Origin of the sequence: Pseudorhodoferax sp. Leaf265, assembly GCF_001422365.1 — a bacterium.
GTDB lineage: Bacteria > Pseudomonadota > Gammaproteobacteria > Burkholderiales > Burkholderiaceae_C > Pseudorhodoferax.
Genome location: NZ_LMMT01000012.1, coordinates 36,348 through 62,057, shown reverse-complemented (window position 1 = coordinate 62,057; position 25,710 = coordinate 36,348). Strand labels below are relative to the sequence as shown.

General features: G+C 70.1%; 24 protein-coding genes. 12 read left to right on the top strand and 12 right to left on the bottom strand.

Going from position 1 to position 25,710, the window contains the following annotated elements:
- Nucleotides 1-22 precede the first annotated feature (22 nt).
- The 5 genes from ASF45_RS12110 (at nt 23) to ASF45_RS35830 (ending at nt 6,472) form a co-directional block, all read left to right on the top strand.
- A complete protein-coding gene (locus ASF45_RS12110) occupies nt 23-559 on the top strand; it encodes a hypothetical protein (protein WP_056662116.1) in 537 nt (178 codons plus the stop codon).
- Between the two features lie 11 nt (nt 560-570).
- Entirely contained in the window at nt 571-2,226 is a 1,656-nt protein-coding gene (locus tag ASF45_RS12105; RefSeq protein WP_063887651.1) for a GMC family oxidoreductase, read from the top strand.
- Between the two features lie 11 nt (nt 2,227-2,237).
- Nucleotides 2,238-3,716: an aldehyde dehydrogenase gene (locus tag ASF45_RS12100; protein ID WP_056662112.1), complete on the top strand. Its 1,479-nt coding sequence runs from the start codon at nt 2,238-2,240 to the stop codon at nt 3,714-3,716.
- A 315-nt stretch (nt 3,717-4,031) separates the two neighbouring features.
- The gene (locus ASF45_RS12095; RefSeq protein WP_056662110.1) at nt 4,032-5,708 is read left to right on the top strand and encodes a 2-isopropylmalate synthase; all 1,677 of its coding nucleotides are present in this window, start codon (nt 4,032-4,034) and stop codon (nt 5,706-5,708) included.
- A 164-nt stretch (nt 5,709-5,872) separates the two neighbouring features.
- Nucleotides 5,873-6,472: a helix-turn-helix domain-containing protein gene (locus ASF45_RS35830; protein WP_056662107.1), complete on the top strand. Its 600-nt coding sequence runs from the start codon at nt 5,873-5,875 to the stop codon at nt 6,470-6,472.
- 1 nt (nt 6,473) lies between these two features.
- Here the strand turns inward: ASF45_RS35830 and ASF45_RS12085 are convergent, their stop codons facing one another.
- Nucleotides 6,474-7,436: a PDR/VanB family oxidoreductase gene (locus ASF45_RS12085; protein WP_056662104.1), complete on the bottom strand. Its 963-nt coding sequence runs from the start codon at nt 7,434-7,436 to the stop codon at nt 6,474-6,476.
- Nucleotides 7,437-7,440: 4 nt separating this feature from the next.
- Nucleotides 7,441-8,433: a TauD/TfdA family dioxygenase gene (locus tag ASF45_RS12080; protein ID WP_056662101.1), complete on the bottom strand. Its 993-nt coding sequence runs from the start codon at nt 8,431-8,433 to the stop codon at nt 7,441-7,443.
- A 272-nt stretch (nt 8,434-8,705) separates the two neighbouring features.
- Here ASF45_RS12080 and ASF45_RS12075 point away from each other — a divergent pair, with 272 nt between their 5' ends.
- The gene (locus tag ASF45_RS12075; RefSeq protein WP_056662098.1) at nt 8,706-9,671 is read left to right on the top strand and encodes a tripartite tricarboxylate transporter substrate binding protein; all 966 of its coding nucleotides are present in this window, start codon (nt 8,706-8,708) and stop codon (nt 9,669-9,671) included.
- A 40-nt stretch (nt 9,672-9,711) separates the two neighbouring features.
- On the opposite strand, the gene ASF45_RS12070 is transcribed toward ASF45_RS12075, so the two are convergent.
- Complete coding sequence (locus ASF45_RS12070) at nt 9,712-10,509, bottom strand: aldolase (RefSeq protein ID WP_056662095.1); 798 nt, start codon at nt 10,507-10,509, stop codon at nt 9,712-9,714.
- A 236-nt stretch (nt 10,510-10,745) separates the two neighbouring features.
- Here ASF45_RS12070 and ASF45_RS12065 point away from each other — a divergent pair, with 236 nt between their 5' ends.
- On the top strand, nt 10,746-11,153 hold the full coding sequence (locus ASF45_RS12065; protein WP_056662092.1) for a globin family protein: 408 nt from the start codon (nt 10,746-10,748) through the stop codon (nt 11,151-11,153).
- Between the two features lie 187 nt (nt 11,154-11,340).
- Nucleotides 11,341-12,141: an AraC family transcriptional regulator gene (locus ASF45_RS12060; RefSeq protein ID WP_056662089.1), complete on the top strand. Its 801-nt coding sequence runs from the start codon at nt 11,341-11,343 to the stop codon at nt 12,139-12,141.
- Between the two features lie 200 nt (nt 12,142-12,341).
- Here the strand turns inward: ASF45_RS12060 and ASF45_RS12055 are convergent, their stop codons facing one another.
- The 3 genes from ASF45_RS12055 to ASF45_RS12045 form a co-directional block, all read right to left on the bottom strand.
- Nucleotides 12,342-12,539, bottom strand: coding sequence for a hypothetical protein (locus ASF45_RS12055; RefSeq protein ID WP_056662085.1), 198 nt, complete (start codon nt 12,537-12,539; stop codon nt 12,342-12,344).
- Between the two features lie 177 nt (nt 12,540-12,716).
- Nucleotides 12,717-13,691, bottom strand: coding sequence for a tripartite tricarboxylate transporter substrate-binding protein (locus tag ASF45_RS12050; protein WP_056662082.1), 975 nt, complete (start codon nt 13,689-13,691; stop codon nt 12,717-12,719).
- Between the two features lie 56 nt (nt 13,692-13,747).
- Nucleotides 13,748-15,142, bottom strand: coding sequence for an alpha/beta hydrolase (locus ASF45_RS12045; RefSeq protein ID WP_235580888.1), 1,395 nt, complete (start codon nt 15,140-15,142; stop codon nt 13,748-13,750).
- Between the two features lie 184 nt (nt 15,143-15,326).
- Here ASF45_RS12045 and ASF45_RS12040 point away from each other — a divergent pair, with 184 nt between their 5' ends.
- Nucleotides 15,327-16,115: an IclR family transcriptional regulator gene (locus ASF45_RS12040; protein WP_056662079.1), complete on the top strand. Its 789-nt coding sequence runs from the start codon at nt 15,327-15,329 to the stop codon at nt 16,113-16,115.
- 253 nt (nt 16,116-16,368) lie between these two features.
- On the opposite strand, the gene ASF45_RS12035 is transcribed toward ASF45_RS12040, so the two are convergent.
- From ASF45_RS12035 to ilvB, 5 genes are all read right to left on the bottom strand, one after another.
- Complete coding sequence (locus tag ASF45_RS12035) at nt 16,369-17,895, bottom strand: MFS transporter (protein WP_056662077.1); 1,527 nt, start codon at nt 17,893-17,895, stop codon at nt 16,369-16,371.
- A 91-nt stretch (nt 17,896-17,986) separates the two neighbouring features.
- A complete protein-coding gene (locus ASF45_RS12030; protein WP_056662074.1) occupies nt 17,987-18,958 on the bottom strand; it encodes a tripartite tricarboxylate transporter substrate binding protein in 972 nt (323 codons plus the stop codon).
- Between the two features lie 50 nt (nt 18,959-19,008).
- Nucleotides 19,009-19,656 (bottom strand): 4-carboxy-4-hydroxy-2-oxoadipate aldolase/oxaloacetate decarboxylase, encoded by a 648-nt coding sequence (locus ASF45_RS12025; protein ID WP_056662071.1) that lies wholly within the window; start codon nt 19,654-19,656, stop codon nt 19,009-19,011.
- A gap of 54 nt (nt 19,657-19,710) precedes the next feature.
- A complete protein-coding gene (locus ASF45_RS12020) occupies nt 19,711-20,640 on the bottom strand; it encodes a LysR family transcriptional regulator (protein ID WP_056662067.1) in 930 nt (309 codons plus the stop codon).
- A gap of 69 nt (nt 20,641-20,709) precedes the next feature.
- Nucleotides 20,710-22,500, bottom strand: a complete 1,791-nt coding sequence (gene ilvB / locus ASF45_RS12015; RefSeq protein ID WP_056662065.1) for a biosynthetic-type acetolactate synthase large subunit — start codon at nt 22,498-22,500, stop codon at nt 20,710-20,712.
- An 89-nt stretch (nt 22,501-22,589) separates the two neighbouring features.
- Between ilvB and ASF45_RS12010 the strand changes: the two genes are divergently transcribed.
- Together ASF45_RS12010 and ASF45_RS12005 are read left to right on the top strand one after the other, a co-directional pair.
- Nucleotides 22,590-23,057: an Lrp/AsnC family transcriptional regulator gene (locus ASF45_RS12010; RefSeq protein ID WP_056662062.1), complete on the top strand. Its 468-nt coding sequence runs from the start codon at nt 22,590-22,592 to the stop codon at nt 23,055-23,057.
- Between the two features lie 137 nt (nt 23,058-23,194).
- Entirely contained in the window at nt 23,195-24,034 is an 840-nt protein-coding gene (locus tag ASF45_RS12005) for a hypothetical protein (RefSeq protein ID WP_156472970.1), read from the top strand.
- 40 nt (nt 24,035-24,074) lie between these two features.
- Here ASF45_RS12005 and ASF45_RS12000 read toward each other — a convergent pair whose 3' ends face one another.
- Nucleotides 24,075-24,644: a DUF3455 domain-containing protein gene (locus tag ASF45_RS12000; protein WP_056662056.1), complete on the bottom strand. Its 570-nt coding sequence runs from the start codon at nt 24,642-24,644 to the stop codon at nt 24,075-24,077.
- A 130-nt stretch (nt 24,645-24,774) separates the two neighbouring features.
- Between ASF45_RS12000 and ASF45_RS11995 the strand changes: the two genes are divergently transcribed.
- Nucleotides 24,775-25,707, top strand: coding sequence for an aldo/keto reductase (locus ASF45_RS11995; RefSeq protein WP_056662054.1), 933 nt, complete (start codon nt 24,775-24,777; stop codon nt 25,705-25,707).
- Nucleotides 25,708-25,710 lie beyond the last annotated feature (3 nt).

Below are 25,710 nucleotides of genomic sequence, written 5' to 3'. Positions count from 1 at the left end.
CACCCCCAACGAAAGCCCCCCAATGACCGCATCCACCGATGTGCAACGTCGCGGCGTGGAGTTCTACGCATCCTGGTCGCCCGCGATGCAGAACTTCCACGTGGCGGACGACGACCTGGACGCCCTGATGGCGGCCGCCGACCACATCATCCCCGGCGGCGACGGCTGGCCGGTCCCGTCCAGCACCGACGTGCGGGCCTACATCGCACGCGGCGCGCGCCGCAAGGCCGATGTCGACTTCCTGACGCTGGTGGCCGGCCGCGTGCGCCCCTGCACCGGCTCGCACGACGCGATGCAGGCAGAACTGACCGCGCTGCAGGCCGAACAGCCCGTGGCCTTCCGCGTGCTGCTGGAGTTCGTCTACTACGCCTACTACGCACAGCAGGACGTGGCCCGCGCCATCCGCCAGATCCTGGACTGCGACTACATCACGCCGCCGCAGCCGCGCGGCTACGCGATGCCGCCGGACCGCATCAACCCCTCGCTGGACCACAGCTACACGCCGACCCGGCTGGTGCGCCGCGTGGACCTCAGCACCGTCGATTTCACCGAGAAGTAAGAGGAAGCCCCATGCGCAGCAACCCCCACCGCAATACCAGGACCGAGGTCTTGATCATCGGCGCCGGCATGGCCGGCGGCGCCATCGCCAAACGCATCAGCGACCACGGCATCCAGGTCATCTGCCTGGAGCAGGGACCGGAGATCCAGCAGAGCCAGCTGCCCCACCTGTCCGAATCCTTCGAGCTGGACAAGACCCGCGACGCCAACGTGCACCCCAACGTGCGCGGCCTCAAGGAAGACTACCCCGTCACCTCCGACGACATCGGCTCCAGCATCCGCATGGTCAACGCCGTCGGCGGCAGCGCCAACAAGTATTCCGGCGTCTGGATGCGCCCACGCCCCAGCGATTTCCGCAAGGGCACGGAGCACGGCATGGCACCGGACTGGCCGATCTCGTACGAAGACCTCGCGCCCTACTTCGACATCTGCGACGCCGAGATGGGCATCTCCGGCCTGAACGGCGACCCTGGCTACCCGGCGCGCGCGCCGCGCAGCACGCCCATGATCCCGCTGGGCCGCGGCGGCCAGCGCCTGGCCAGCACGCTGGACAAGCTGGGCTGGCACTGGTGGCCGACCGACAACGCCATCCTGACCGAGGACATGGACGGCCGGCTGGCCTGCAACCACTGCGGCCAGTGCGTGATGGGCTGCCCGCGCGGATCGATGGGCACGAGCGCCACCGCGTTCTGGCCGCAGGCCATCCGCAACGGCGTGGACCTGCGCACCTTCGCGCGCGTGCACCGCATCGTCTACGACGGCCAACGCGCCACCGGCGCCGTCTACGAAGACCTGAACACCGGCACGCAGCACGAGGTCTCGGCCGACATCGTGATCGTCTGCGCCAACGGCATCGGCACCACGCGGCTGCTGCTGATGTCGGGCAGCGGCGCCACGGCCGACGGCCTGGCCAATTCCAGCGGGCTGCTGGGCAAGAACCTGATGCTGCACCCGCAGGGCTTCGTCGAAGGCATCTTCGACGACCCGATGGACAGCTACAAGGGCGCGCGCGGGTCCCCGCTGTACTGCGGCGAGTTCATGGAGACCGACCCCTCGCGCGGCTTCGTCAACGGCTACACCATCGTGATGGTGCGTGCGCCCGGCGCGGGCTACGCGTCCATGGGCTACTCCACCTTCAAGCCCGTGCACTGGGGCGCCGACCACCACCGCCACTTCGGCGAAATGTTCAACCGCCAGCTCTGGCTCATGAACCTGGCCGAAGACCTGCCGATGGAGCGCAACACGGTCACGCTGGACCCGCACAAGAAGGACAGCAGCGGCCTGCCCGCCCCCAAGGTGGCCTACCGCATGCACGACCAGGACCGGCGCGCCACGCAGCACGCCATCGACCGCTCGCAGGAACTGATGTGGGCGGCCGGCGCGCGCATCGTCAACAACTCCGGCGTGCTGGAGCAGCCTTGCGGCTTCCACCTGATGGGCACGGCGCGCATGGGCTTCGACCGCACGGATTCGGTGGTCAACAAATGGCACCGCAGCTGGGACATCCCCAACCTGTTCGTGTGCGACGGCAGCTCCATGGCCAGCAGCTTCGGCGTGACGCCGACCGCCACCATCGGCGCGATGGCCGTGCGGCTGGCGGACTACATCGCCCGCAACAAGGGCACGCTGCTGCAGCGCACCGCCACCGAAGAAGCCGCCATCGCGTGAAGGAAGACAAGATGAACAAACTCGAGATGCACATCGACGGCCAGGCCGCCGCACCCGCCACCGGTGAATGGTTCGAGAGCTTCGACCCGTTCCTGGGCGAGCCCTGGGCGCTGATCCCGCGCGGCGGACCGGCAGATGTGGACCGCGCCGTGCAGGCCGCGCACGCGCAGTTCGCCACCGGCGCCTGGTCGCAGCTGACGCCGACGCAGCGCGGTGCGCTGCTGCGCAAGGTCGGCGACCTGATCGCGCGCGACGCCGAGAAGCTGGCCGCGCTGGAGGTCAAGGACAACGGCAAGCTGATCGCCGAGATGCAGGGCCAGCTCAACTACATCCCGCAGTGGTACTACTACTTCGGCGGGCTGGCCGACAAGATCGAGGGCGCGGTGCTGCCGTCCGACAAGAAGGGCTACTTCAACTTCACGCGGCACGAGCCGCTGGGCGTGGTCGCCGCGATCACGCCGTGGAACTCGCCGCTGCTGATCCTGTCGTGGAAGCTGGCGCCGGCCTTGGCGGCGGGCTGCACGGTGGTGATCAAGCCCTCGGAGTTCGCCTCCGCCTCCACGCTCGAATTCGTCAAGCTGTTCGCCGAGGCCGGCTTTCCGCCCGGCGTGGTGAACGTGGTCACCGGCTTCGGCAAGGACGTGGGCGCCGCGCTGGTCGAGCACCCGCTGGTGCGCAAGATCAGCTTCACCGGATCGGACCACACCGGCCGGCTGATCAACCAGCAGGCCGCGCGCAGCTTCAAGTCGGCCAACCTGGAGCTGGGCGGCAAGTCGCCCAACATCGTGTTCGCCGACGCCGACATGGACGATGCCGTCAACGGCGCGATCTCGGCCATCCTGGCGGCGACCGGGCAGACCTGCATCGCCGGCTCGCGGCTGCTGCTGCAGCGCTCGGTGCACGACCGGTTCCTGGAGAAGCTGATCCCGATCGCCCGTTCTGCGCGCATGGGCGACCCGTCGCTGCCGACCACGCAGGTGGGCCCGGTCACGACGCGCCAGCAGCTCGACAAGATCGAGTCGTACATCGCCGTTGCCCAGCAGGACGGCGCCAAGCTCGCGCTGGGCGGCCAGCGCGCGTCGCGGCCCGAATGCGGCAAGGGCTGGTTCGTCGAGCCCACCATCTTCACCGGCGTGCACAACCGCATGCGCATCGCGCAGGAGGAGGTGTTCGGGCCGGTGCTCTCGGTGATCCCGTTCGACACCGAGGAAGAGGCGGTGGCGATCGCCAACGACACGCCGTTCGGCCTGGGCGCCGGTGTCTGGACGCAGGACTTCGGCCGCATGCTGCGCATGTCCGAGCGCATCCAGGCCGGCACGGTGTGGGTCAACAGCTACCGCGCGGCCAGCTTCATGTCGCCGTTCGGCGGCTACAAGGATTCGGGCACGGGGCGCGAGAACGGCCTGGGCGCGATCCACGAATACCTGCAGACCAAGTCGGTCTGGATCAATGTCGGCGTGAAGACCGGCAACGCCTTCGTGATGCGCTGATCCCGGCGTGCCGCGGCCGGCCGCCGCGGCACAGGATGGCGTGTTCGCGGCATCCTCTGTCCTTTTCGCGGGATGCGGACGACGCCGACGCTGCGACCATCGCCAGCCAGGCACCCGCCATCCGCACACCACCCGTCCATGCACCCGCTCCGCGCGCTACCGCTGTCGCTGCTACCTCTGCCCCGCCGTCGGGGTCCGAGCGCAGCTGCCTGCGCCGCGACCGGTCCTGATTCCCCCTGACCCCGACCCTGCACCAGCTTCCTTGAAGCAGGGGAATCAGGCGCTCCGCGTTCTGATGTCCTGTTCGAGGTTTCCATGCTGGCACAGCCCCAATCCAAGTACCGCCCCTTCCCTGCCGTCGACCTGCCCGACCGGCAATGGCCTTCCCGCACGCTGACGCGTGCGCCCATTTGGCTTTCCACCGACCTGCGCGACGGCAACCAGGCCCTGTTCGAGCCGATGAACCGCGAGCGCAAGCTGCGGTTGTTCCACGCGCTGGTGCAGATCGGCTTCAAGGAGATCGAGGTCGGCTTTCCCTCGGCCTCGAAGACCGACTTCGAGATCGTGCGCCACCTGATCGAGGCCGACCTGATCCCGCAGGACGTGACGCCCATGGTCATCACGCAGCTGCGCGAAGACCTGGTCGAGCAGACGGTGCGCAGCGTGCGCGGCGCACGCCGCGTGATCGTGCACTTCTACAACGCCATCGCGCCGGCCTGGCGCGAGATCGTGTTCGGCATGGACGTGGCGCAGATCATCGCCATGGTGCAGCGACACATCGCCCTGCTGCGCCGCCTGACCGACGACGCGCCCGAGACGCAGTGGGTGCTGCAGTATTCGCCCGAGACCTTCTGCATGGCCGAGCTGGACGTCTCGCTGGCCGTGTGCAACGCCGCCATCGAGGCCTGGGACGCGGGACCGCAGCGGCCCATGGTCGTCAACCTGCCGACCACGGTGGAGGTCTCCACGCCCAACGTGTTCGCCGACCAGATCGAGTGGATGCACCGGCGCCTGGCCCGGCGCGAACACATCGTGCTGTCGGTGCATCCGCACAACGACCGCGGCACGGGTGTGGCGTGCGCCGAACAGGCGCTGCTGGCCGGGGCCCAGCGCGTGGAGGGCTGCCTGTTCGGCAACGGCGAGCGCAGTGGCAACCTGGACGTGGTGACGCTGGCGCTCAACCTGTACACCCAGGGCATCGCGCCGGGGCTGGACTTCTCCGACATCGCGCAGGTGGCGCGCATCGCCGAGGAATGCACCGCGCTGCCGATCCACCCGCGCCACCCGTATGTGGGCGACCTGGTGTTCACCGCGTTCTCGGGTTCGCACCAGGACGCCATCGCCAAGGGCTTCGCCGCGCAGGCGCCCGATGCGCCGTGGCGCGTGCCCTACCTGCCCATCGATCCGGCGGACCTGGGCCGCACCTACGACAGCATCGTGCGCGTCAACAGCCAGTCGGGCAAGGGCGGCATCGCCTTCCTGCTGCAGCGCGACCACGGCGTGGTGATGCCGCGGCGCATGCAGGTCGAGTTCAGCGCCATCGTGCAGAAACTCGCCGACGCGAGCGAGACCGAACTCGGCAGCGCGGAGATCTGGTCGGTGTTCGCGCGCACCTACCTCGCGCCCGCCACGGACGGGGCCATGCCGGCCTACCGCGGCCACCGCCTGTTCGACGCGCCGCAGGGCCAGGGCATCGCGCTCGACGTGGTGCTGGGCGACGGCACGCAGCGCCAGCTGCAGGGCGTCGGCACGGGGCCGATCGATGCGACGGCGGCGGCCCTCGGCCTGCCGCTGCGCATCGACAGCTACGAGGAACGCAGCCTGGGCACGGGCGCCGATGCGCAGGCCATGGCCATCGTCGAGGCCGCCTGGCCGGGCGTTGCCGGGTCGCGCTTCGGCGCCGGCCGCGACGCGAACATCGTCACGGCCTCGGTGCGGGCGGTGTTCAGCGCGGCGGCCCGCTTCGGCGGGTTTGCGCAGGGCCAGGTCTAGCGCTGCGCGCGCAGCAGGCCGTGGTGGCCTGCTGCGGCGACACGCCATGCCGCAAAACGGTCAGGGCATCGCGCGATGCGGCCGAGGCGCTGCGTCGGCACCCACCGCCTTGGCATAATTTCTTCGTCTTGCCGCGACGAGACGCAGCACACCTGGAGCCGGTATTGATTGAGAAACCCACGGACAGCAGAGCCCCGATCGCCGAGGAGCTTGCGCTCGGTCCGCGTCTGAAGAACCTCCGGCTGCGCTCCGGCCTGACGCTGGAGCAGGTGGCGCAACGCGCCGGGCTCGAAAAGGGCTATCTCTCGCGCCTGGAGCGCAGCTTGAAGCGCCCCTCCATCTCCACCGTGCTCAAGCTCTGCGAGGCGCTGGGCGTCAAGCTGTCCTCCTTGCTCGAAGAGAACCCCGAGGATTCACTGATCCGGGTGATCCGCAAGAAGGACCGCGAAGACCACGTGGTGCAGGGCAATGCCGACGGCGATGTGAAGAGCTACCAGATCGTCTCGCCGGCCGACGACAAGCGCTTCCTGAGCCTCTTCCTGGTCAAGCCCAGCGCGACCAAGACCACGCGCGCCAGCTCCAGCCATTCGGGCGAGGAGATCGCCTATGTGCTGCGCGGCCGGCTGGAGCTGACCATCGGCGGCACCACCATCACGGCCGACGAAGGCGACTGCGTGCACTTCATGGCGCAGACCGAGCACACCATGCGTTCGATCGGGCGTGCGGCCTGCGAGGTGCTGGTCGTCACCTCGCCTGTCCACTGAACTAGAGATCGAGCACCAGCCGCGCCGAGCGCGCGCGCGAGACGCAGATGCGGATGCAGCCGTCCTGGCCCTGCGCACCGGCGTACAGCGTGTCCTTGTGGTCCGGCTCGCCCTCCAGCACCACCTGCGTGCAGCGTCCGCAGGAGCCGTGCCGGCAGTCGTAGTCCACCGGCACCTGGGCCGCCAGCAGCGCGTCGAGGATGGTCTGGCCCGGCACGACACCGACCGTCCGGCCGTTGCGTGCCAGCACCACGTCAAAGGGCTTGTCGTCCGGCGATGCCATCGCCTCGAACGACTCCGCATGCACGCGGGCCGGATCCCAGGCCAGGTGGCGCGCATGCGCCTGCACGTCGTGGATCATGCCGGCCGGGCCGCAGACATAGACCTGCGCATCGGGGGGCGCTTCGGCGAGGATGGCGCGCAGGTCCAGCCGTCCCATGGCGGGCACGGCCGTGGTCACCACGGTGCAACGGCCATGCCGCAGGGCGCGCAGTTCGGCCAGGAACGGCATGTCGGCCTCGGTCTTGCCCAAATAGAACAGCGTGAACGCCGTGCCGTCCTGCTCCAGCTGGCGCGCCAAGGCCAGCAGCGGCGTGATGCCGATGCCACCCGCGATCAGCAGCGGATGGCCGCCGTGCGGGGCCAGGCCGAAGCCGTGCACGGGTTCGGACACCGTGACCACCCGCCCCGGGCGCGCGGCCGCGTGCAGGAACGACGACACGCCCGTGACGCGCCGGCCCAGCGCCACCGAGATCTCGTAGCCGGCCGCATCGTCCGGCCGCGAGGTCAGCGTGTAGGCCCGGCTGCCCTGCGTGCCCGAGGCCACGTCCTTGAGCGTGAGCACCACGTGCGCACCCGGCGCGAACGGCGTCACCGGCTTGCGGTCGAAGCGCACCAGGCGGAAGGTCTTCACGCAGGCGCTGGCGTCCTCGACCGACGCCACCCGGAACATCGCTGCGGCCATGGGCTCAGCGTCCGTTGTAGGACGGGTCGCCCTGGTCGCGCAGCCAGATGCGCAGCAGGTGCCGGCGCTTGCCCTCCTCGTCGTTGTCGACGAACTCGGTGCGGCTGTGCACGATGACCTGGTTGTTGACGAACTGCAGTTGCCCGGGCGCCATGTAGAACTCCGCGACCAGCTGGTCCTGCGCGAACAGTTCGTCGAGCGCGGCCACGGCATCGGCGGTGGCGTCGTCCATGTCGGCCTCGCCCATCTCGAAGGCGCTCTTCATCTGGTAGGGGCCGACGCGGGCCTTCAGCACGCCCTTGTCGACGTGCAGGAACGGCGCGACCATGCAGGCGGGTTCGGCCGGGTCGTGCTCGCGCATGCGGAAATAGGCGAAGTCCTCGTACAGCCGCGGCAGCACCTCGGGGTGGTGCTCCAGCAGCCAGTTGTAGCCGCTGATCACGCTGAAGGCGCGGCTCAGGCCGCCGCTCTTGGGCTCCTGCAGCATCAGCAGGCCCACGTATTCGGGCGGCCGCGGCGTGTTGGCGCCGTCGTTGTGGAACTCCAGCAGCTCGCGCGAGGTGGAGCCGCGCGCCGCGGTGCCGGCCTTCATCGGGATGCCGGCGTCCTTCACGTCGGCCATCATGTTGCCGTTGTGCTTCTGCGCCACAGGCCGGCCCAGCAGCGACGAGAACACCCAGTAGACGGCGCGCGCCTCGTCCACCGTCATCTGTTCGGTCGGCAGGCGGTCCAGCACGCAGATGCCGATGCCGTGGTCCAGGACCAGGCGCACCGGGCCGCGCAGGAAGGCCCGGGTCTGCTGCAGCTCGAACTGCTCGGGCGCGTAGGCCTGGAAGGGAGCCGGTGCGCGGCGCATGGCCTGCAGCATGTCCAGGATCTCCTGCGTGACCGCTGGCGGCACGGGGATGCGCCAGGACGATGGCTCCAGGGAATCCATCGTCCAGGCCATCGGCCCTTCGATGCGGGTGGCGTGCATGGCGTCGTTGCGTGCGTTCATGGTGGTCCCAAAGGATGGAGTTGCGACCGGGGAACGATAGGGTCGGCGCCTGCCATCGCCGCGTCGCGGACAGGCCAATCGATAGCGCGGCAAGGCCACGCGCATCGCCGCACGCGCCCGCCGCGGCGCGCAGGCCGATGCCGGCATGCATTTGTCCGAATCGCGATAGCGCCAGCGGCCGGGGCTGCGGATCATGGACCGCAGGCACGCCCCGCCTTCGCCACGTCCGCGCCGGGCCGTGGCCCGCGCCGCCCCACCCTGGAGAACTGTCGATGAACACCCACCGCGCCCGCCTGGCCCATGGCATGGCCGCCGTCTCGCTGGCCCTGTGCGGGCCCGCCGCCGCGCAGGACAGCCGGCCGACGAAGATCGTCGTGATCACCGCGCCCGGCGGCGCCGGCGACTTCATGGCGCGCTATGTGGCAGAGCGCCTGGGCACGCGGACCGGCCAGCCGGTGCTGGTGGAAAACCGGCCCGGCGCCGGCGGCAACATCGCTTCCAGCCTGGTCGCGCGCGCACCGGCCGATGGCCGGACGCTGCTGCTGACCTCGAACAACCACACCATCAACCCGCAGATCTTCAGCAAGGCCGGCTACGACGCGTTCAAGGACTTCGTGCCGGTGACGCAGCTCACGCGCGGGCCGATCGTCCTCGCGGTCGGCCCGGCCAGCCCGGCGCGCACGCTGCGCGAGTTCGTCGACGGCACGCACGGCAACGGCACCGCCGGCAACTACGCCACCTACGGCATTGGCGGCGCCGCGCACCTGGTCGGCGAGATGCTGAGCACCGAATCCGGTGCGCGCATGCAGCACGTGGCCTACCGGGGCGCGGCCCCGGCCCTGACCGACACGGTCGCGGGCCAGGTGCCGGCGGTGCTGGTGTCGCTGGCCGCCGCCAGCGCCTTCATCAAGTCGGGCCAGCTGCGCCCGCTGGCGGTGTCGTCGGCCGAGCGCTGGCCGGGCATGCCGATCCCGACCATGGCCGAGAGCGGCTGGAAGAACGTGGTCTACGACATCTGGATCGGCATCCTGGCCCCGGCCGGCACGCCGGCCGATGTGGTGCAGCAGCTCAACCGCGACATGGCCGAGATCGTGCAGATGCCCGAAGCCCGCGAGGCCTTCGCGCGGCAGGGCATGGAGCCGGTGGGCAGCAGCGTGGCCGCGTTCGAGGCGCAGCTGCGCCAGGAGGCGGCGACGATGACGCAGCTCATCAAGGCCAGCGGCATCCGCGCCGAGTGAAGCCTGCGGCCCTGCACGCAGGGCCGCAGCCAAGGGCGCATCAGGCCACGGCCGCCAGGGCGCGCCGGCCCTGCAGGCAGTCGCCCGCGCCGCGCAGCACGGCGCGCGCGAAGTACTGGAAGCTCAGGCCGATGATTTCGGGCTTGAGCAGGAAGTCGCGCGATTCGCGTGCCAGCTCCGGGCGCACCGGGTGCAGCGGGCCCAGCGCGGTGGCGCGCAGCTGGGCCTCGGCGCACTGCTCCAGCCACAGGGCGAGCACCGCGGCCTCCTCGAGGCTGGCACCGGCCGTCAGCAGGCCGTGGTTGGCCAGCAGCAGCGCCTTGCGGGCGCCGAGCGCCTCGGAAATGATGGCGCCCTCGCTGTCGGCGATCGGCAACCCGGGCCACTCGCGCAGGTAGCCGCAGTTGTCGAAGAACGGGGTGGCGTCCATGTGCGCCACGACCAGCGGGCGCCCCGTCATCGACAGCGCGGTGATGGCCGGCGGATGGGTGTGGACGATGCTCTGCACATCGGGGCGCGTGCGGTAGACCCACAGGTGAAAGCGCATGGCGGGGTTGGGCAGGTCGGTGCCGTGCAAGGGACGCAGGTCGTCGTCGACCAGGATCAGGTCGTCGGGCGTGGCCTCGTCGGCACCGACACCGAACTTCAGTGTCCAGAACGTGCCGGGCTCGGTGCCGCGCGCGCTGATCTGGCCGGCCAGGCCGCCGTGCCAGTGGCCGCGTGCGCCCAGCATGCGGCAGGCCAGCACCAGCTTGTGCGCCAGCGGACGCTGGTCCGACGGCACGGTGCGCGCCAGTTCGCCATCGACGCGCATGCGGGTCGCGCTCTTGTCATCCATTGCGTTCCTCCTTGGGTGGGATGCAGTGCCGCGATGTGCAGGCAACTTGTTGTCCATTCAATCACTCAGCCACTGCAGCGTCAATTCTCGAAAGCGACAGCACGTGTGGGAAACGGACATGCCATATTTGCGCCAGACAAACAGTTGCCCAGTGGCATACCGCTTGCATCGCCCATCCCGCATGCTCCGCAACCGTGCGCCGTGTGCTTTCCCAAACCACGCAATGAGGATCTGCCATGAATGCCATCCAGGTTGGACTGGTGCAAACCAGTTTTCGCAAAGTGCTGCCGAGCGCCGGCGCGGTGGGCGCCCTGTTCTACCAGCAGCTGTTCGCGTCTGCGCCGCAGCTGCGGCCGTTGTTCAAGGGCGACCTGCAGGAGCAGCAGACCAAGCTGATGGCCATGCTGCGCTACGTGGTGGAGCGGCTCGATGCGCTGCCGACGATCCTGCGCGACATCCAGGACCTGGCGCAGCGCCACGTGCGCTACGGCGTGCTGCCGGAGCACTATGCGCTGGTCGGTGCCGCCCTGCTGGCGACGCTGGAGAAGGGCCTGGGGCCCGACTTCGATGCCGAGACCCGCGCGGCTTGGGAGGCCGCCTACGGCGTGCTCTCCGGCGCGATGGTCCAAAGCGCCGCATGGTGAGCGGCGGTTGTGCAAGCCCGGTGCACTGCGCCCCTGAATTGGTGCACCGGCAGGCCGTTCACGCTGGCGCGCTTGTTGCGACAGCCAGTTGAGCGAGACGAAATGCGGAAAGGGCCGTTCCGCGTTCCATTCGAATGGCCCTGCAGGCCATCGTTCAGAGCGCATTCCCCTTGAACCAGGAGTTGCCATGCATCCGCTCGCCGATCCCGACCAGAGCTTTCGCGTCAGCGCCGACCGGTATGGCGCCAACCAGTTCTTTCCACTGCACACCCACGTGACCTTGCAGGTGGTGTTCAGCATGGACAGCAGTCTCACGGCCTCGACGCCAGCCGACGAGTGGCAGGTGCCGCCACAGTCGATGGTCTGGATTCCGCCGCACCAGCAGCATGGCCTGAGCGTGGCGCGCAACTGCCGGGTCTTCAGCGTGCATTTCCCCTCGCACGGCCTGCCGACGCCGGACGACTGCAGCGTGTCGCAGGTCTCACCGCTGGTGGTGGAGCTGGTGGCCTATCTGGCACGCGCCGACCGCGCGGTCGATGCGGCCCGCCAGTCGTGCCTGGAGAACCTGATCCGCGAGGAGCTGCAGGGCGTGGGCGCGCGACCGCGCGGCATGCAGCTGCCGCTGGACCGGCGCGCCGCGCGCGTGGCACGGGCGATCCTGGCAGAGCCGGCGAACCCGCGCACGCTGCACGACTGGGCCTGCGAGGTCGGCGCCTGCGAACGCACGCTGTCGCGCGTGTTCGAACGCCAGACCGGCCTCACCTTCAAGAAATGGCAGCAGCGCAGCCGCTTGCTGCGCGCCGTGGAACTGCTGCGCCAGGGCATGCCGGTCACCGAGGTGGCCCTGACGGTGGGCTACGAGAGCGTCAGCGCCTTCATCGCCGTCTTCCGCAAGGAGTACGGCGTGACGCCGGGGGCCTACACCGCGGAGGCGCGGCCCTGCGCTGGCGGCCGGTGGACCGCGGTCAAGGCCGGCGCGCCACACTGACCGGCCGCAGGGCGGGCCAGGCGCCGACTTGGCGCCGCTGCCCATCCCCAGCTTGTCGATGATCACCTTCTCCGTCTTCATGGGGCCCACGGCGTACTCCAGTCTCCGCAGGCTGTGCCGCTGGCGGCCCCGGGCCGGCGACGTCCCGGGCTGGGGCGGCGGGCTTGCGGCAGGATGGCGTTGTCGCGGACCCGGCGGGCTCAGGGCGCCAGCGTCATGCCGCCGACGGCGCGGTAATCGATCGAGAACAGGTACCACAGGATCAGCGTCGGGATCACGACGGGCAGCGACAGCCCGAGAAACAGCAGCACCGTGAGCAGGAAGGTCTTCATGTCCTCGGCCCAGCGCTTGACCAGTTCGATCAAGTCGACTTCCCAGAAACGCTGTTGCTGCTTCATGGTGGGTATCGCAAGAAAATGGCCACGGATGTTTGTACACCTGCGGCTCGGGCTGTGTCCATGGCGGTCAAGTGCCACCTGCCGCGCTGCGGGTTCTCAGGTGCCTGGCGCGGCGCGAGCGAGCTGCCAGTGGCAAAGCCGCTGCACGAAGGCCCGCATGGCCTGTGCGCGGGGGACCTACTTGGCCAGGCCCAGCTTTTCGATGATGAGCTTCTCCGTCTTCATGGTTTCCACCGCATACCTCTTGTAGGTGGCGCTGTCCATGTAGTAGGGCTCCATGTCGAACTTGGCCAGCGACTCCTTGTAGTTGGGCATGTCCATGGCCTTCTTGAAGGCGTCGTGCAGCACCTGGGCGACCTTGGGGTCCGTCCCCTTGGGCACCACCAGGCCGAACGGCGAGGTCTGCACGAGGTTGATGCCCACTTCCTTGAGCGTGGGCGCATCGGGGAACTTGGCCGAGCGCTTGTCGCCCCAGGTCGACAGCAGGCGCAGCCGGCCCTGCTCGACGTACGGGCCCCAGCCCGGCGTGTCGGCCACCGACATCACGTGGTTGCCGATCACCGCCTGCAGCGATTCGGAGTTGCCCTTGTACGGAATGTGGTTCAGCGTGATGCCGGACTGCATGGCGATGTTCTCCATCGTCAGGTGCAGCGTGGTCAGCGCGCCCGGCGTGCCGTAGGTCAGCTGGCCGGGGTGCGCCTTCGCATACGCGATGTAGTCCTGCATGCTCTTGATCGGCGAATCTGCCGGCACCACCAGCCCGAACGAGTAGCCGGCCAGGCCGATCACGTACTGCAGGTCCGCGACCGGATCCCAGTTGATCTTCTGCGTGTAGGGCAGGCGGAACACCGGCAACGGCACCTGGGCCAGCGTGTAGCCGTCGGCCGGCATGCTTTGCATCATCTGCGCCGGCAGGATGCCGCCCGCGCCGGGCTTGTTCTCGATGATGACGGGCTGGCCGAGGATCTTGGAGGCGTTCTCGGCCAGCACGCGGAACGGCACGTCGGTGGAGCCGCCGGCCGTGAAGCCGATCAGGATCTTGATCGCCTTGCTGGGGAAACGGTCGCCCTGCGCCAGGGCGGGGCCGGCCGCCAGGCCGGCGGCCAGCAGCAGCAGGGACAGGGTGCGGCGCTTCAGGAAACGTGCGTTCATGGTCTCAACTTCCAGGGAAACATGGCCCGGCCGGCGCCGGGCCGTTGGGGGAAAGGTCAGCTGGCCGGACAGCTGTTGGGCGTGCGCGAGGACGAGGAGAACTTGCAGCCGTAGGCCGGGTTGGCCACGGTGGCGCGGTCCAGCACCTCGTCACCCTCGGGCTTGACGCCGTTCTGCTCCCAGTTCGTCATCGCGTCGAAGGCCGCGGTCTGCTCGTCCAGCGTGAAGTCGCAATGGCTCACGCCGCGGATGGCCCGCTGCACCAGCCATTTGTCGGTGCCCAGCGCCATGGCGCGGCGCTTGTAGATCTGCTCCATGCTGAACGGCACGTAGACGTCGCCCAGCGTGTGGATGGTCACCACCGGCACGCTGATGCGCGCATTGGTCTTGGGGAACCAGCGCAAGCCGTCGCGGCGCAGGCGGTTGGCCTCGGGGTCGGCGCGCAGGCGGTAGGCGGCCTGGTTGAAGGCCTGCTCGGCCGGTGTCAGCGCGGGGTCGTTGTCGAACTGGTAGCTGATGCCGGTGGTGTCGTAGCCGTCCTTGTTCAGGATGCCGTTGACGGTGCCGTCGCGGCCGAAGGTGCCCCAGACGGTGGCGTTCATGCCACCGGCGAAGCCTTCGTTGAACATCGGCCGCTCGCCGCCGGTCAGCTGCTTGACGATCTCCTTGTACTGGTCGCCCAGTGGCGTGGTCGCGCTCGGGAAGGTCGCGAACAGCGCCGAGCGCACCTGCGGCGCCAGCGTGGCCCAGTTGGCCACGGGCCAGGCCGTGGCCGGCACGCCCACCAGCTGCTGCGCCGCGATCTGCGAGGCGCCGAAATAGTTGTAGAGCTCGGTGTCGCCCAGCACGCCGCACATGGGCACGGCGCCGTTGTAGCGCAGCTTGTTGTTGGCGGTCTCGAAGGCCTCGGCATCGACAGCCGCGGCCGCGATGTGGCCGCCCATGGAGGTGCCGATGATGTAGGTCTTGGTCGGCGCGGCCAGCGTGCGGCCGTTCTGCGTGCCGATCTTCTGGAACGCCAGCGCCAGCGCATTGGTGTCCTCGATGCCGGCGCGCACGTCGTAGTAGTTCTTGGAGAAGCTGGAAGCGGCCCAGGCGTAGCCCTTGGCGATCAGGTGCGCGCGGATGGGGGCGTCGCTCACGCTGAGGGCGGCGCCGGTGCCGCCGTAGCCGTGGGCGTACATGACCAGCATGCCATTCCAGTTCTTGGGCACCTCCACCCGGTAGCCGGCGCCGTTCAGCACGCCCCACCAGCGGTCGGTCTCGGCCGCGCCGGCGACGGCGGCGAACGGCAGGCGGGTCTCGTCCACGGTGAACTGGCGGCTGTCCTGGGCCCGCGTCTCCTCCGGCACCGGCGGCCCGTCGTCGCCGCCTCCGCAGGCGGACAGCGCCAGGGCGCCGAGAACGGAAAGGGTTGCGACCAAACGGCCACGCAGGGCAAAGGCTGTCACGGGTTCATCTCCTTGGGGTGGTTATGGGCCGTGTTTCTCTAAGCGGAATTATTTGCCGCAGCTGAAAACAGGCGAATTTCAGTATCGATCCCACATGTAAAGCGATTACCTAGGGAAATCCATGACGCTGCATTCGGTCTAGCCATTCAAATAATTCCGCATAGCAGAATTAAAGAGAGCCAGCATGGGACGAACCAGCCAGATCGATTTCGACGAGGGGGCGGACAGCCGCCGTTTCGTCACCGCGCTGGCGCGTGGCCTGGACGTGCTGGCCGCGTTCCAGGTCGACGAGAAGTGGCTCAGCAACACCGAGATCGCCGCGCGCACCGGCCTGCCCAAGCCGACGGTGGTGCGGCTGGCCTACACGCTGTGCGTGCAGGGCTACCTGCGCCACTCGCGCGAGAGCGGCAAGTACGCGCTGGGCGACAGCACGGCGGCGCTGGGCATCACCATGGTGTCCAACCTCAAGCTGCGGCGCATCGCGCGGCCCTACATGCAGGACCTGGCCGAGCGCTACGACATCTCGGTCTCGCTCGGCATCCGCCACGGCCTGTCGGTGCTGTACCTGGAGAACTGCCGCTCGGGCGCGCCGCTGTCGCTGGGGCTGGACATCGGCTCGCGCATCCCGATCGCCGACACCGCCATGGGCCATGCGCTGCTGGCCGTGATGGAGCCGAAGGAACGCGAGCGCCTGCTGGCCGAGATCCGCCAGGCCGAAGGCGCGCGCTGGCCCACCGTGCGCGAGGCCATCGCGGCGGGCTGCGCCCACTGGCAGGCGCGCGGCTTCACGGTCGTGGTGCGCGACTGGCAGAGCGACATCGCCGGCGTGGCCGCGGCCATCCGCCAGCCCGACGGCCGCGTCGTCACCCTCAACGCCGGCGGGCAGGCCAGCAAGTTCCCGCGCGAACTGCTGGAGCAGGAGATCGGCCCGCAGCTCGCGCGCATGGTCCGAGGGTGTTTCCGAAATGAATAGGCCCACGCCGGGGTGCCCTGCGGCCATGGGCAAGGCGCGACACGCAGGCCGTGCTGGAGCCCGGACAAGTGGCGCAACGCAGCCCATGGCCGCAGGGCGCCCCGGCCCGAAGGGTGCGGCCCCAGGACACGCCCACTCGGCGTTGCAAGGCTTGTGCGGGCAGACAGCCCGCACAGCGCCTTGCGCCTTGATTGGCCGCGCCCTGGGGCCACACGTGGGCCTATTGATTTTGGAAACACCCTCTAAGCACCGCTCAGTGCTGCGGCGCGGCCGACAGGTCGACCCCGCGCAGCATGTGCGCGACCAGCCAGGCCGCAGCGGCCACGAGCGCGGCCCCGGTCAGCGCAATGGCCTGCAGGGCACTGGTGAAGCTGGCATGCGCCGTGTGCAGCAGCGCCGCCGCGGTGGCCGCAGGCAGGCCCTCGGCCAGGTGCACCGCACCACCCAATGAAGCCCCGGCGGCCGGCAGCAGCTCCAGCCCCAGGCCCGCCGGCCACTCGCTGCCCAGCCCCTGCCGGTAGACCACCATGCCGGCACTGCCCAGCAGCGCGATGCCCAGCGCGCCGCTGAACTCCGACGCCGTTTCCGACAGCGCCGAGGCCGCGCCCGCGCGCTCGGGCGGCGCCGTGGTGATGATGATCTCGTTGCCGATCGTGAACACCGGCGCCATGCCCAGCGCCATGACGACGGTCGCCGGCACCAGCGTCCACAGGCCCTGCCCTGTCGCGAGCAGGCCGAAACCCAGCGCCGCGGCCACCAGGCCCACGACGATCACGCGCGCCCGCGGCCAGCGCGCCGCCAGCTGCGGCGCGGCCAGCGACCCCACGACGAAGGACAGCGCCCAGGGCAGCGTGGCGATGCCGGCCTCGAGCGGCGTCAGGTCCAGCACCAGTTGCAGGTACTGCGTCATGAAGATGTAGACGCCGAACATCGCCAGGCAGGTCAGCGCATAGGCGGCCAGCGCGGCGCAGAACGGCGCATGGCGGAACAGCCGCAGGTCCAGCAGCGGATAGGCGATGCGGCCCTGGCGGCGCAGGAACAGCGCGCCCACGGCGAGGCCCAGCAGCGTCATGGCCAACGAGGAGGCAGCGGGGCCATGCTCGGCCAGCTGCTTGAGCCCGTAGATCGTCAGCAGCACGGCAGCCAGCGACAGCGCCACGCTGGCGAGATCGAGCCGGCCGGCATCCGGGTCGCGGTACTCGGGCAGCAGGCGCGGCCCCAGCGCGAGCGTCAGCGCCATCACCGGCACGTTGATCCAGAACACCGCGCCCCAGTGGAAGAACTCCAGCAGCACGCCGCCCACCAGCGGCCCGATGGCGCTGCCCAGCGAGAAGGCCGCGATCCAGACGCCGATGGCGAACTGGCGCTGGCCGGCGTCGTGGAACATGTTGCGGATCAGCGCCATGGTCGAAGGCGCGATGGTCGCGCCGGCCAGGCCCAGCAGCGCGCGTGCCGCGACCAGCAGCTCGGCCGTGTGCGCGAGCGCCGCGAGTGCCGACGCGCCCGCGAAGAAGGCCGCGCCGGCCAGCAGCAGCCGGCGCCGGCCGATGCGGTCGCCCAGCGTGCCCATGGTGATCAGGAAACCCGCGACGAAGAAGCCGTAGATGTCCAGGATCCAGAGCAGCTGCGCGCTGGAGGGTTGCAGTTCGCGGCTCAGCACGGGCAGCGCGAGGTTGAGCACGGTGAGGTCCATGGCGTAGACCAGGCAGGGCAAGGCCAGAACGGCCAGGCCGGTCCATTCGCGCGCCGTGGCGCGCGTGGCGGGGGTAGCAGGAGACATCGCTGGAATCTACAGGCTGCGGATGTCCCCGCGACGATGCAGGCGCGCCGGAATCGACACGCCGGGGCGGCTGCCCGGCCGCGCCCCGAGCTCAGTCCAGCGTCGCGCCCGTCAGTTTGACCAGGCCGGCATAGCGCTGCAGCTCGGCGTTCCAGAACGCCGCGAAGCTGGCCGCCGTGCCCGGCCGCAGTTCGGCGCCCACGTCGGTCAGGCGCTTGCCGAGGTCGCCGGCCTGGAAGGCGGCCTGCACCGCGCCGTTGAGCCGCTCGACGATGGCGGCCGGCGTGCCGGCCGGTGCCGCCAGCCCGTACCAGGCGTTCATCTGCATGCCCTTGATGCCGAGCTCCTCGAAGGTCGGCACGCCCGGCAGCAGCGGATGCCGCGCGGCCGAGGCCACCGCGACCGCGCGCACCTTGCCGCCCTTGAGCTGGCCGTAGGCGCCGGTGTCCAGCATGTAGTCGAGCTGGCCGCCCATGACATCGGTCAGCGCGGGCGAGCTGCCCTTGTAGGGCACGTGGATCACGTCGATGCCCGCGATGGACTTGAACAGCTCGCCGGCCAGGTGGGCCGAGTTGCCGACGCCGCCCGAGCCGTAGGACAGCTTGCCCGGCTGGGCCTTGGCCGCCTGCACGATGTCGGCCGGCGACTTGTAGGGTGCGCCGGCGGCCACGATCATGACGCTGGGGATCACGGCCAGCGAGGCCACCGGCGTGAAGTCCTTGACCGGATCGAAGCCGGTGCGCTTGTACAGGTAGGGATTGGCCGAGTTGGTCGAACTGGTGGCCAGCAGCAGCGTGTAGCCGTCGGCCGGCTGGCGCACGAACTGCTGCGTGCCGATGTTGCCGCCCGCGCCGGCGATGTTGTCGACGACCACGCTTTGGCCCAGCTGCACGCGCAGCGCCTCGGCCACCGCACGGCCGACGGCATCGGCGCCGCCGCCTGCGGGCCAGGGCACGACCAGGCGGATCGGCTTGCTCGGATAGCTCTGCGCCAGGGCGGCGGTGCCACCCAGGGCCAGGGCGGTGCCGAGCGCGCACAGGCGCAGAAAGTGTTGTCGGTTCATCGGTTTGTCTCCAGGAAATGAAAGTGGGCGTTGCGCGCAGGCGCACGGGCTCAGTGCAGGCCGAAGCGGCGCAGCGTCTCGCCCAAGCCCAACAGTTCGACTGTGGACACGCCCTGCGCGATGGCCTGGCGCTGTTGCGCTTCCTTGTCCTCGCGCGCCAGGCTGGCGGCGATGGTGGCGTCCACGCGCTCGTGCGGCACCACGGCCACGCCATCGCGGTCGCCGACGACGATGTCGCCGGGGCGGATGCTCACGTCGCCGATGCTCACCGGCACGTCGACGCGGCCCGGCTGGTTCTTGCCCGTGCCCTTGATCGATAGGCCGCGGCAGAACACCGGAAAGCCCAGCTCGATGATGAGGTTGGCGTCGCGCACGCAGCCGTTGATGAGCAGCCCGGCGATGCCGCGCTGCATCGCCTGCAGCGTCAGCACGTCGCCCCAGGGGCCGGCCTCCATGAAGCCCTTGGCATCGACCACCAGCACGTCGCCAGGCCGCGCCTTCTGCACGGCGTAGTGCAGCATCAGGTTGTCGGCAGGCCGGCAGTCCACGGTGTACGCCGGGCCGGCCAGGCGGCAGGCCGGGTCGATCGGCTTGATGCCGTGGTCCAGCGCGCCTTGCGCGCCCTGGGCTTCGTAGACGGTGGCGGCGCCCAGCTGGCGCAGCAGGGCGATTGAATCGGAGAGCGGTGCGTTCGGCATGGGCGCGCATCTTCGGGCAATGCGCCAGCCAGGCACAGCAGCGAATGCTGAACCTTACTTCAGCTTTTCTGAAGTTCTGCCGCGCCGGGCCGTGGCCGGGGCGCCGGACTGCAGCAGCGCCAGCATGCGTTCGACCAGGGGGTTGTCGCCGTCCACGCGCGTGACCGCCATCACCACCGTGCGCGTCTTCAAGGCCGGGATCGGCAGGAACACGAGATCGCTCTGGCCGCGTTCGGCCACCGACGCGCCCACGATGGCATAGCCCAGGCCGGAGGCCACCAGGGCCAGCGCGGTGTGGATCTCGATCGCCTCGTGGTCCACGCGCGGCTGCGCGCCGGCCTGCAGCAGCGCCGCGAGCACGCGCTGCGCGAAGCCGCTGTGCGGGTCCTTGGGGTAGCTGATCAGCGCCAGTCCGTCCAGGTCGGCCACCGCGAGCCGGCGCCGGCGCGCCAGCGGGTGCTGGGCCGACAGCGCGACGACGAAGGGGTCTTCGAACAAGGGCGTGTGGCGCAGGTCGGCCACCGGCTCGGGCGCCAGCGCAAAGCGCGACAGGCCCAGGTGGATGCGCCCGCTGCGCAGTTGGGCCGGCTGGTGTTCGGACAGCATCTCGACCAGTTCGAGCTTGACCTCAGGATGCGCCTGCCGGAACGCATGCAGGGCGCTGGGCAGCCGCGAGTTGAGCAGCGAGCGCACGAAGCCAATGCCGAGCCAGCCGCTGCTGCCCGTGGCCAGTTCGCGCGACTCCTGCTCCAGCCGCTGGCCATCGCGCAGCAGGGCCTGGGCGCGCGGCAGGAAGAAGCGGCCCAGCGGCGTGAGCACCATGGGCCGGGCACGGCGGTCGAACAGCGCACCGCCCAGGCTGGATTCCAGCTGCGCCATCTGCATGCTGAGTGCGGTGGGCGCCACATGCAGCCGCTCGGCCGCGCGCGCGAGCGTTCCGCAGGCGGCCACCTCGCAAAAGTAGCGCAGCTGGCGAAAGTTCATGGTGGATGGGCCGCCCCGCGGCCTGCGGGACGGGCGCGGATCGTAGCAGCCCGCCCGCGCGGCGCGGCCTCAGGCGGCGGCGCTGTCTCCCTCGTCCACGTACCAGCGGTCCTTGCCCAGCATCACCCGGTGGTGCCCTGCGCCGGCCGGCATCATCGGGAAGCAGTTCTCCTGCGCCGCCACCTGCACGTCGAGGAAGAAGGGGCCGTCCCAGGCCAGGCATTCGGCCAGCGCGGCATCCAGCTCGGCCGGATCGGACACGCGCCGCGCGCCCCAGCCGAAGGCCTTGGCCAGCGCCACGAAGTCGGGCAGCGCGGCGTTCCAGCTGTGCGACAGGCGGTTGCCGTGGATCAGCTCCTGCCACTGCCGCACCATGCCCATGTAGCCGTTGTTGGACAGCACGAGCTTGACGGGCGTGGCGTGCTGCACGGCCGTGGACAGCTCCTGGATGTTCATGAGCACCGAGGCGTCGCCGCTCACGCAGACGACCAGCGCGTCCGGGTGTGCCACCTGCGCGCCGATGGCGGCCGGCAGGCCGTAGCCCATGGTGCCGGCGCCGCCCGAGGTCAGCCAGCGGCGCGGGCGCTCGAAGCGCAGGTACTGCGCGGCCCACATCTGGTGCTGGCCCACGTCGGTGGAGACGATGGCGTCGCGCCCGGCGATCTGCGCCTGCAGACTGGCCATCAGGTGCTGCGGCAGGATGGCGTCAAGCGCGGGCACGAAGTCCAGGCAGTGGTGCGCACGCCAGCGGTCCACGCGCTGCCACCAGGGGGCGAGCCGCGCGGGATCGAGGCCGCGCAGCTCGGGCAGGGCCAGCAACGCGTCGAGCACGGCGCCGCAGTCGCCGACGATGGGCACGTCGACCTGCACGGTGCGGTGGATCGCGCTGGGGTCGATGTCGACGTGGATCTTGCGGGCGTGCGGGCAGAACTCGTCGAGCTTGCCGGTCACGCGGTCGTCGAAGCGGGCGCCCACGTTGACGACCAGGTCGGCCTCGTGCATGGCCAGGTTGGCCTCGAGCGTGCCGTGCATGCCCAGCATGCCCACGAATTGGGGATCGGACGCGGGGAACGCGCCCAGCCCCATCAGCGTGAGCGTGCAGGGCCCGCCGACCTGGCGCACGAGCTGGGCGAAGGCTGCGCAGGCCGCGGGGCCCGCGTTGACGAGGCCGCCGCCGCCGTAGAACACGGGCCGGCGCGCGGTGGAGATCAGGTCGGCCGCGCGCTGCAGGCTGCCACGCGGCAGATTGCCACCCGGCGCGGCGCGCAACGGCCGCGCCGCTACGGGCTGGCCCACGGGCGCGAGCTGCACGTCCTTGGGCACGTCGAGCAGCACCGGGCCGGGACGCCCGCCCGCGGCGATGGCCAGCGCACGGCGCACGGCGTCGCCGACCTGGGCCGCGCTGCGCGGCTGGAAGTTCCACTTGGTCACGGGCCGCGACATGCCCAGCGCATCGCTTTCCTGGAAGGCCTGGGTGCCGATCACGGCCGTGGCCACCTGGCCGCTGATGCACAGAACGGGCACGGAATCGCTCATCGCGTCGAGCAGGCCCGTGATGGTGTTGCCCACGCCGGGACCGGAGGTGACCAGCACCACGCCGACCTTGCCCGTGCTGCGCGCATAGCCCTCGGCCGCGTGTACGGCGGCCTGCTCGTGGCGCACGAGGATGTGGCGCAACCGCGGCTCGCCGTGCAGCGCGTCGTAGAGCGGCAGCGCCGCACCGCCGGGGTAGCCGAACAGCGTGTCGACGCCGCCCTCGATCAGGGCGTCCAGCAGCGCCTGGGCGCCGTTGCGCGGAGCGGCGGGCGCCACCGGCAGGGCGGCGGCGGACAAGGGGGCGAGGACGTCGGTGGTTTTCATGCCCTCTATTTTTTCGGTATTGGCGCAGAATAGGCTTCCGATTATTCGAAGTCCAGCGCTTGTTCTTCGAAATTCCTTCGGAGAAGAAAATGCTTGACGGAAAAATCTTCGACAAGACCGATCTCGCCATCCTGCGCATCCTGCTGCAGGACGCGCGCCGCACGCTGCAGGAGATCGGCGCCGAGGTGGGCCTGTCGCCGACCAGTTGCTGGAGCCGCATCAAGCGGCTGCAGGACGAGGGCGTGATCAAGCGCTACACGGTGGAGGTGGACCCGGCCAGCCTCGGCTACCAGGACACGGTGATCGTGCAGCTCACGCTGGAGAGCCACACCGAGGACACGCTCTACGCCTTCGGCCAGGTGCTGGCCACCATCCCCGAGATCCTGGAGGCCTACCTGGTTTCGGGCGACTACGACTACTACATCCGCATCGCCGTGCGCGACACGCGCGACTACGAGCGGCTGCTGCGCGAGAAGCTCTACAAGATCCCCGGCATCCGGCACAGCAAGTCGCATTTCGTGCTGCGCGTGCTCAAGGAATCCACCGTGCCGGTGTAGGCCGCAGCGCACCCGCCGATGGGGGGTTCTCCGACCTTTACACAGGCGCGGCACCATGCCATCGCCTTGGATTGCGCCTGATCATGAACAAATGCGCTGCAAATTGCGCGCACTCCATGAACAGAAAGGCAGACACCATGCGCAGCAGTCGGCGGCTTCCCACCCACGGCGTTCTTGCGGCGGCCGCGTTGGCCTGCGGCGCCGGCGGGGCACTGGCCCAGGGCCTCACGTTTGCGCAGGACCAACGCGTCTGGCTGCAGGTCTCGGCCTACCGGCCCAACATGGATTCGCGCGTGCGGCTCGACGAAACCGACAGCGTGCTGCAGGGCACGCCCCTGGACGGCGAGAACGACTTCGGCCTGGCGCGCCGCAAGACCGTGCCGGCCGTGCTGCTGGGCGGCCGGCTGTCCGAACGCTGGCGCGCCGAGTTCGAGTACTTCTCGCTGAACCGCAGCGCCAGCGCCACGACCGACGGCATCCGCTTCGGCGACGGCGAGTTCGTGGCCGACATCGACACGCAGATGCGCACGCGCACCTACCGGCTCAGCGCGGGCTACTCCTTCCTCAAGCAGCCCGACCGCGAGGCCGGTGTGCTGGTCGGCGCGCATGTGACGGACGCCCTCCTGCGCGTGCAGGGCGCGGCCATCGTCAACGGACAGGCCGTGGGCGCCTTCACCGAGCGGCGCTCGGAAACCGTTCCCGCCCCCACGGTCGGCCTGTACGGCAGCTGGCGTCCCGGCGCCGGGCGCTGGGAGTTGAATGGCCGCATCGACCTCTTCAAGCTGAACATCGGCGACTACGATGGCCGCCTCGTGAACCTGCAGGCCAATGCGCTGTACCGCGTCACGCCCAACGTCGGTGTCGGCCTGGGCTGGCGCTACCACGACCTGCGCGTGGACGCCGATGCGCGCAACTTCTCCGGCGAGATCAACTACCGCATGAGCGGGCCGCAGCTGTTCCTGCAGGCCGGGTTCTGACCCCCCGCCCGCCGCGCGGCAGCGCGGATGCGGGATCGGTTCAGGACGCCTTCCAGAAGATGTAGTCGGCCTGGTAGGGCACGGTGGCGCGCTGGCCCTTGCTGGCCGGGGTGCAGGCCATGGTGGTGGGCGCCACCCCGCCCTGCAGCGCCACGCGCTGGATGTAGGTCACGCCGCTCATGGCGCCGCTGCCCATGGCCGGGTTGGCCTTGACCAGCTGGTACGGCAGGCTGGTCGGGCCGGAGGGCGCCACGGCCAGTTGCGTGGCCGTGAGCTTGGAACCGTCGCTGGACTCCCAGGTGGCCGGCGGGCCGTAGTAACGGCCGACCTGTTTGCCGGCACGGTCCAGCAGCCTCGCCTCGGGGCCGACGAAGCTCCACTCCACCTGGCCCGGCATGCCCGCCTTGTCGCGGCACTCGTAGAGGATCTCGCCCTTGCCGACGGTCTCCAGCGCCACGCGGTTGCCGGCCGGCACCTGGATGCTGGCCGGCAGGCCGGCCTGCGAGAACGCCATGCCGCCGCCGGACATGGAACCGCAGGCGGCCAGCAGCGCGGTGGCGGACAGGGCCAGCCCGAGGCGGGCGAAACGGGAAGAGCTTGGGGTGCGCATGGAACAATCTCCTGTGGGTTGAACGTGCTGCTACTACGGCCCAGCCGCGCGCCTGGATGCAGCGGCACTTGAAACAAGTTGTCAGCACCGGCGTTGAACTTCGGCGCCGGCGCGGCATCGCACCCCGGCCATGCCCGCTCCGCCCTCCCGGTCCACCACCCCCTCGCGCCGCACGCTGCTGCACGCTGCCGCGGCCGGCCTGCTGCCCGTGCCGGCACTGGGCCAGGCGCCAGCCGCCTTGCTGACGCGCGCCGTGCCGTCCACACGCGAGGCCCTGCCCGTGGTCGGCCTGGGCAGCTGGATCACCTTCAACGTCGGCGACGACCCCGAGGGCCGCGCGGCCGCCACGGCCGTGGTCCAGGCCTTCTTCGCCGCCGGCGGCAGGCTGATCGATTCTTCGCCCATGTACGGCTCGGCCCAGCAGGTCATCGGCTACGCCCTGGCCACGCTGCGGCAGCCGCCGCTCTACGCGGCCGACAAGGTCTGGACGCGCGGCGCCGCACGCGGCGCCGAGCAGATCGCCACCTCGCAGCAGCGCTGGCGCCTGGCGCGGCCGTTCGACCTGCTGCAGGTGCACAACCTGCTGGACTGGGAGACCCAGCTGCCGCGCCTGTTCGCGATGAAGGCCGCGGGCCAGCTGCGCCATGTGGGCATCACCACCTCCGAGGGCCGGCGCCACCGCGAGATCGAAGCCCTGATGGTCCGGCACCCGCTGGACTTCGTGCAGTTCAGCTACAACCTGCTGGACCGCGAGGCCGAGCAGCGGCTGCTGCCGCTGGCCGCCGAGCGCGGCATCGCCGTGCTCGTGAACCGGCCATTCCGCCAGGGCGCGCTGCTGCAGCAGCTGCAGCGCCACCCGCTGCCCGGCTGGGCCGCCGAGATCGGCTGCCGCCACTGGGCCCAGGTGGCGCTCAAGTTCGTGCTCGCGCACCCGGCCGTGACCTGCGCCATCCCGGCCACCAGCCAGGTCGCGCACCTGCGCCAGAACATGGAGGCTGCGCGCGGCCCGCTGCCCGACGCGGCGCTGCGCCGGCGCATGGCCGCGGACGTGGCCGCGCTCTAGGCC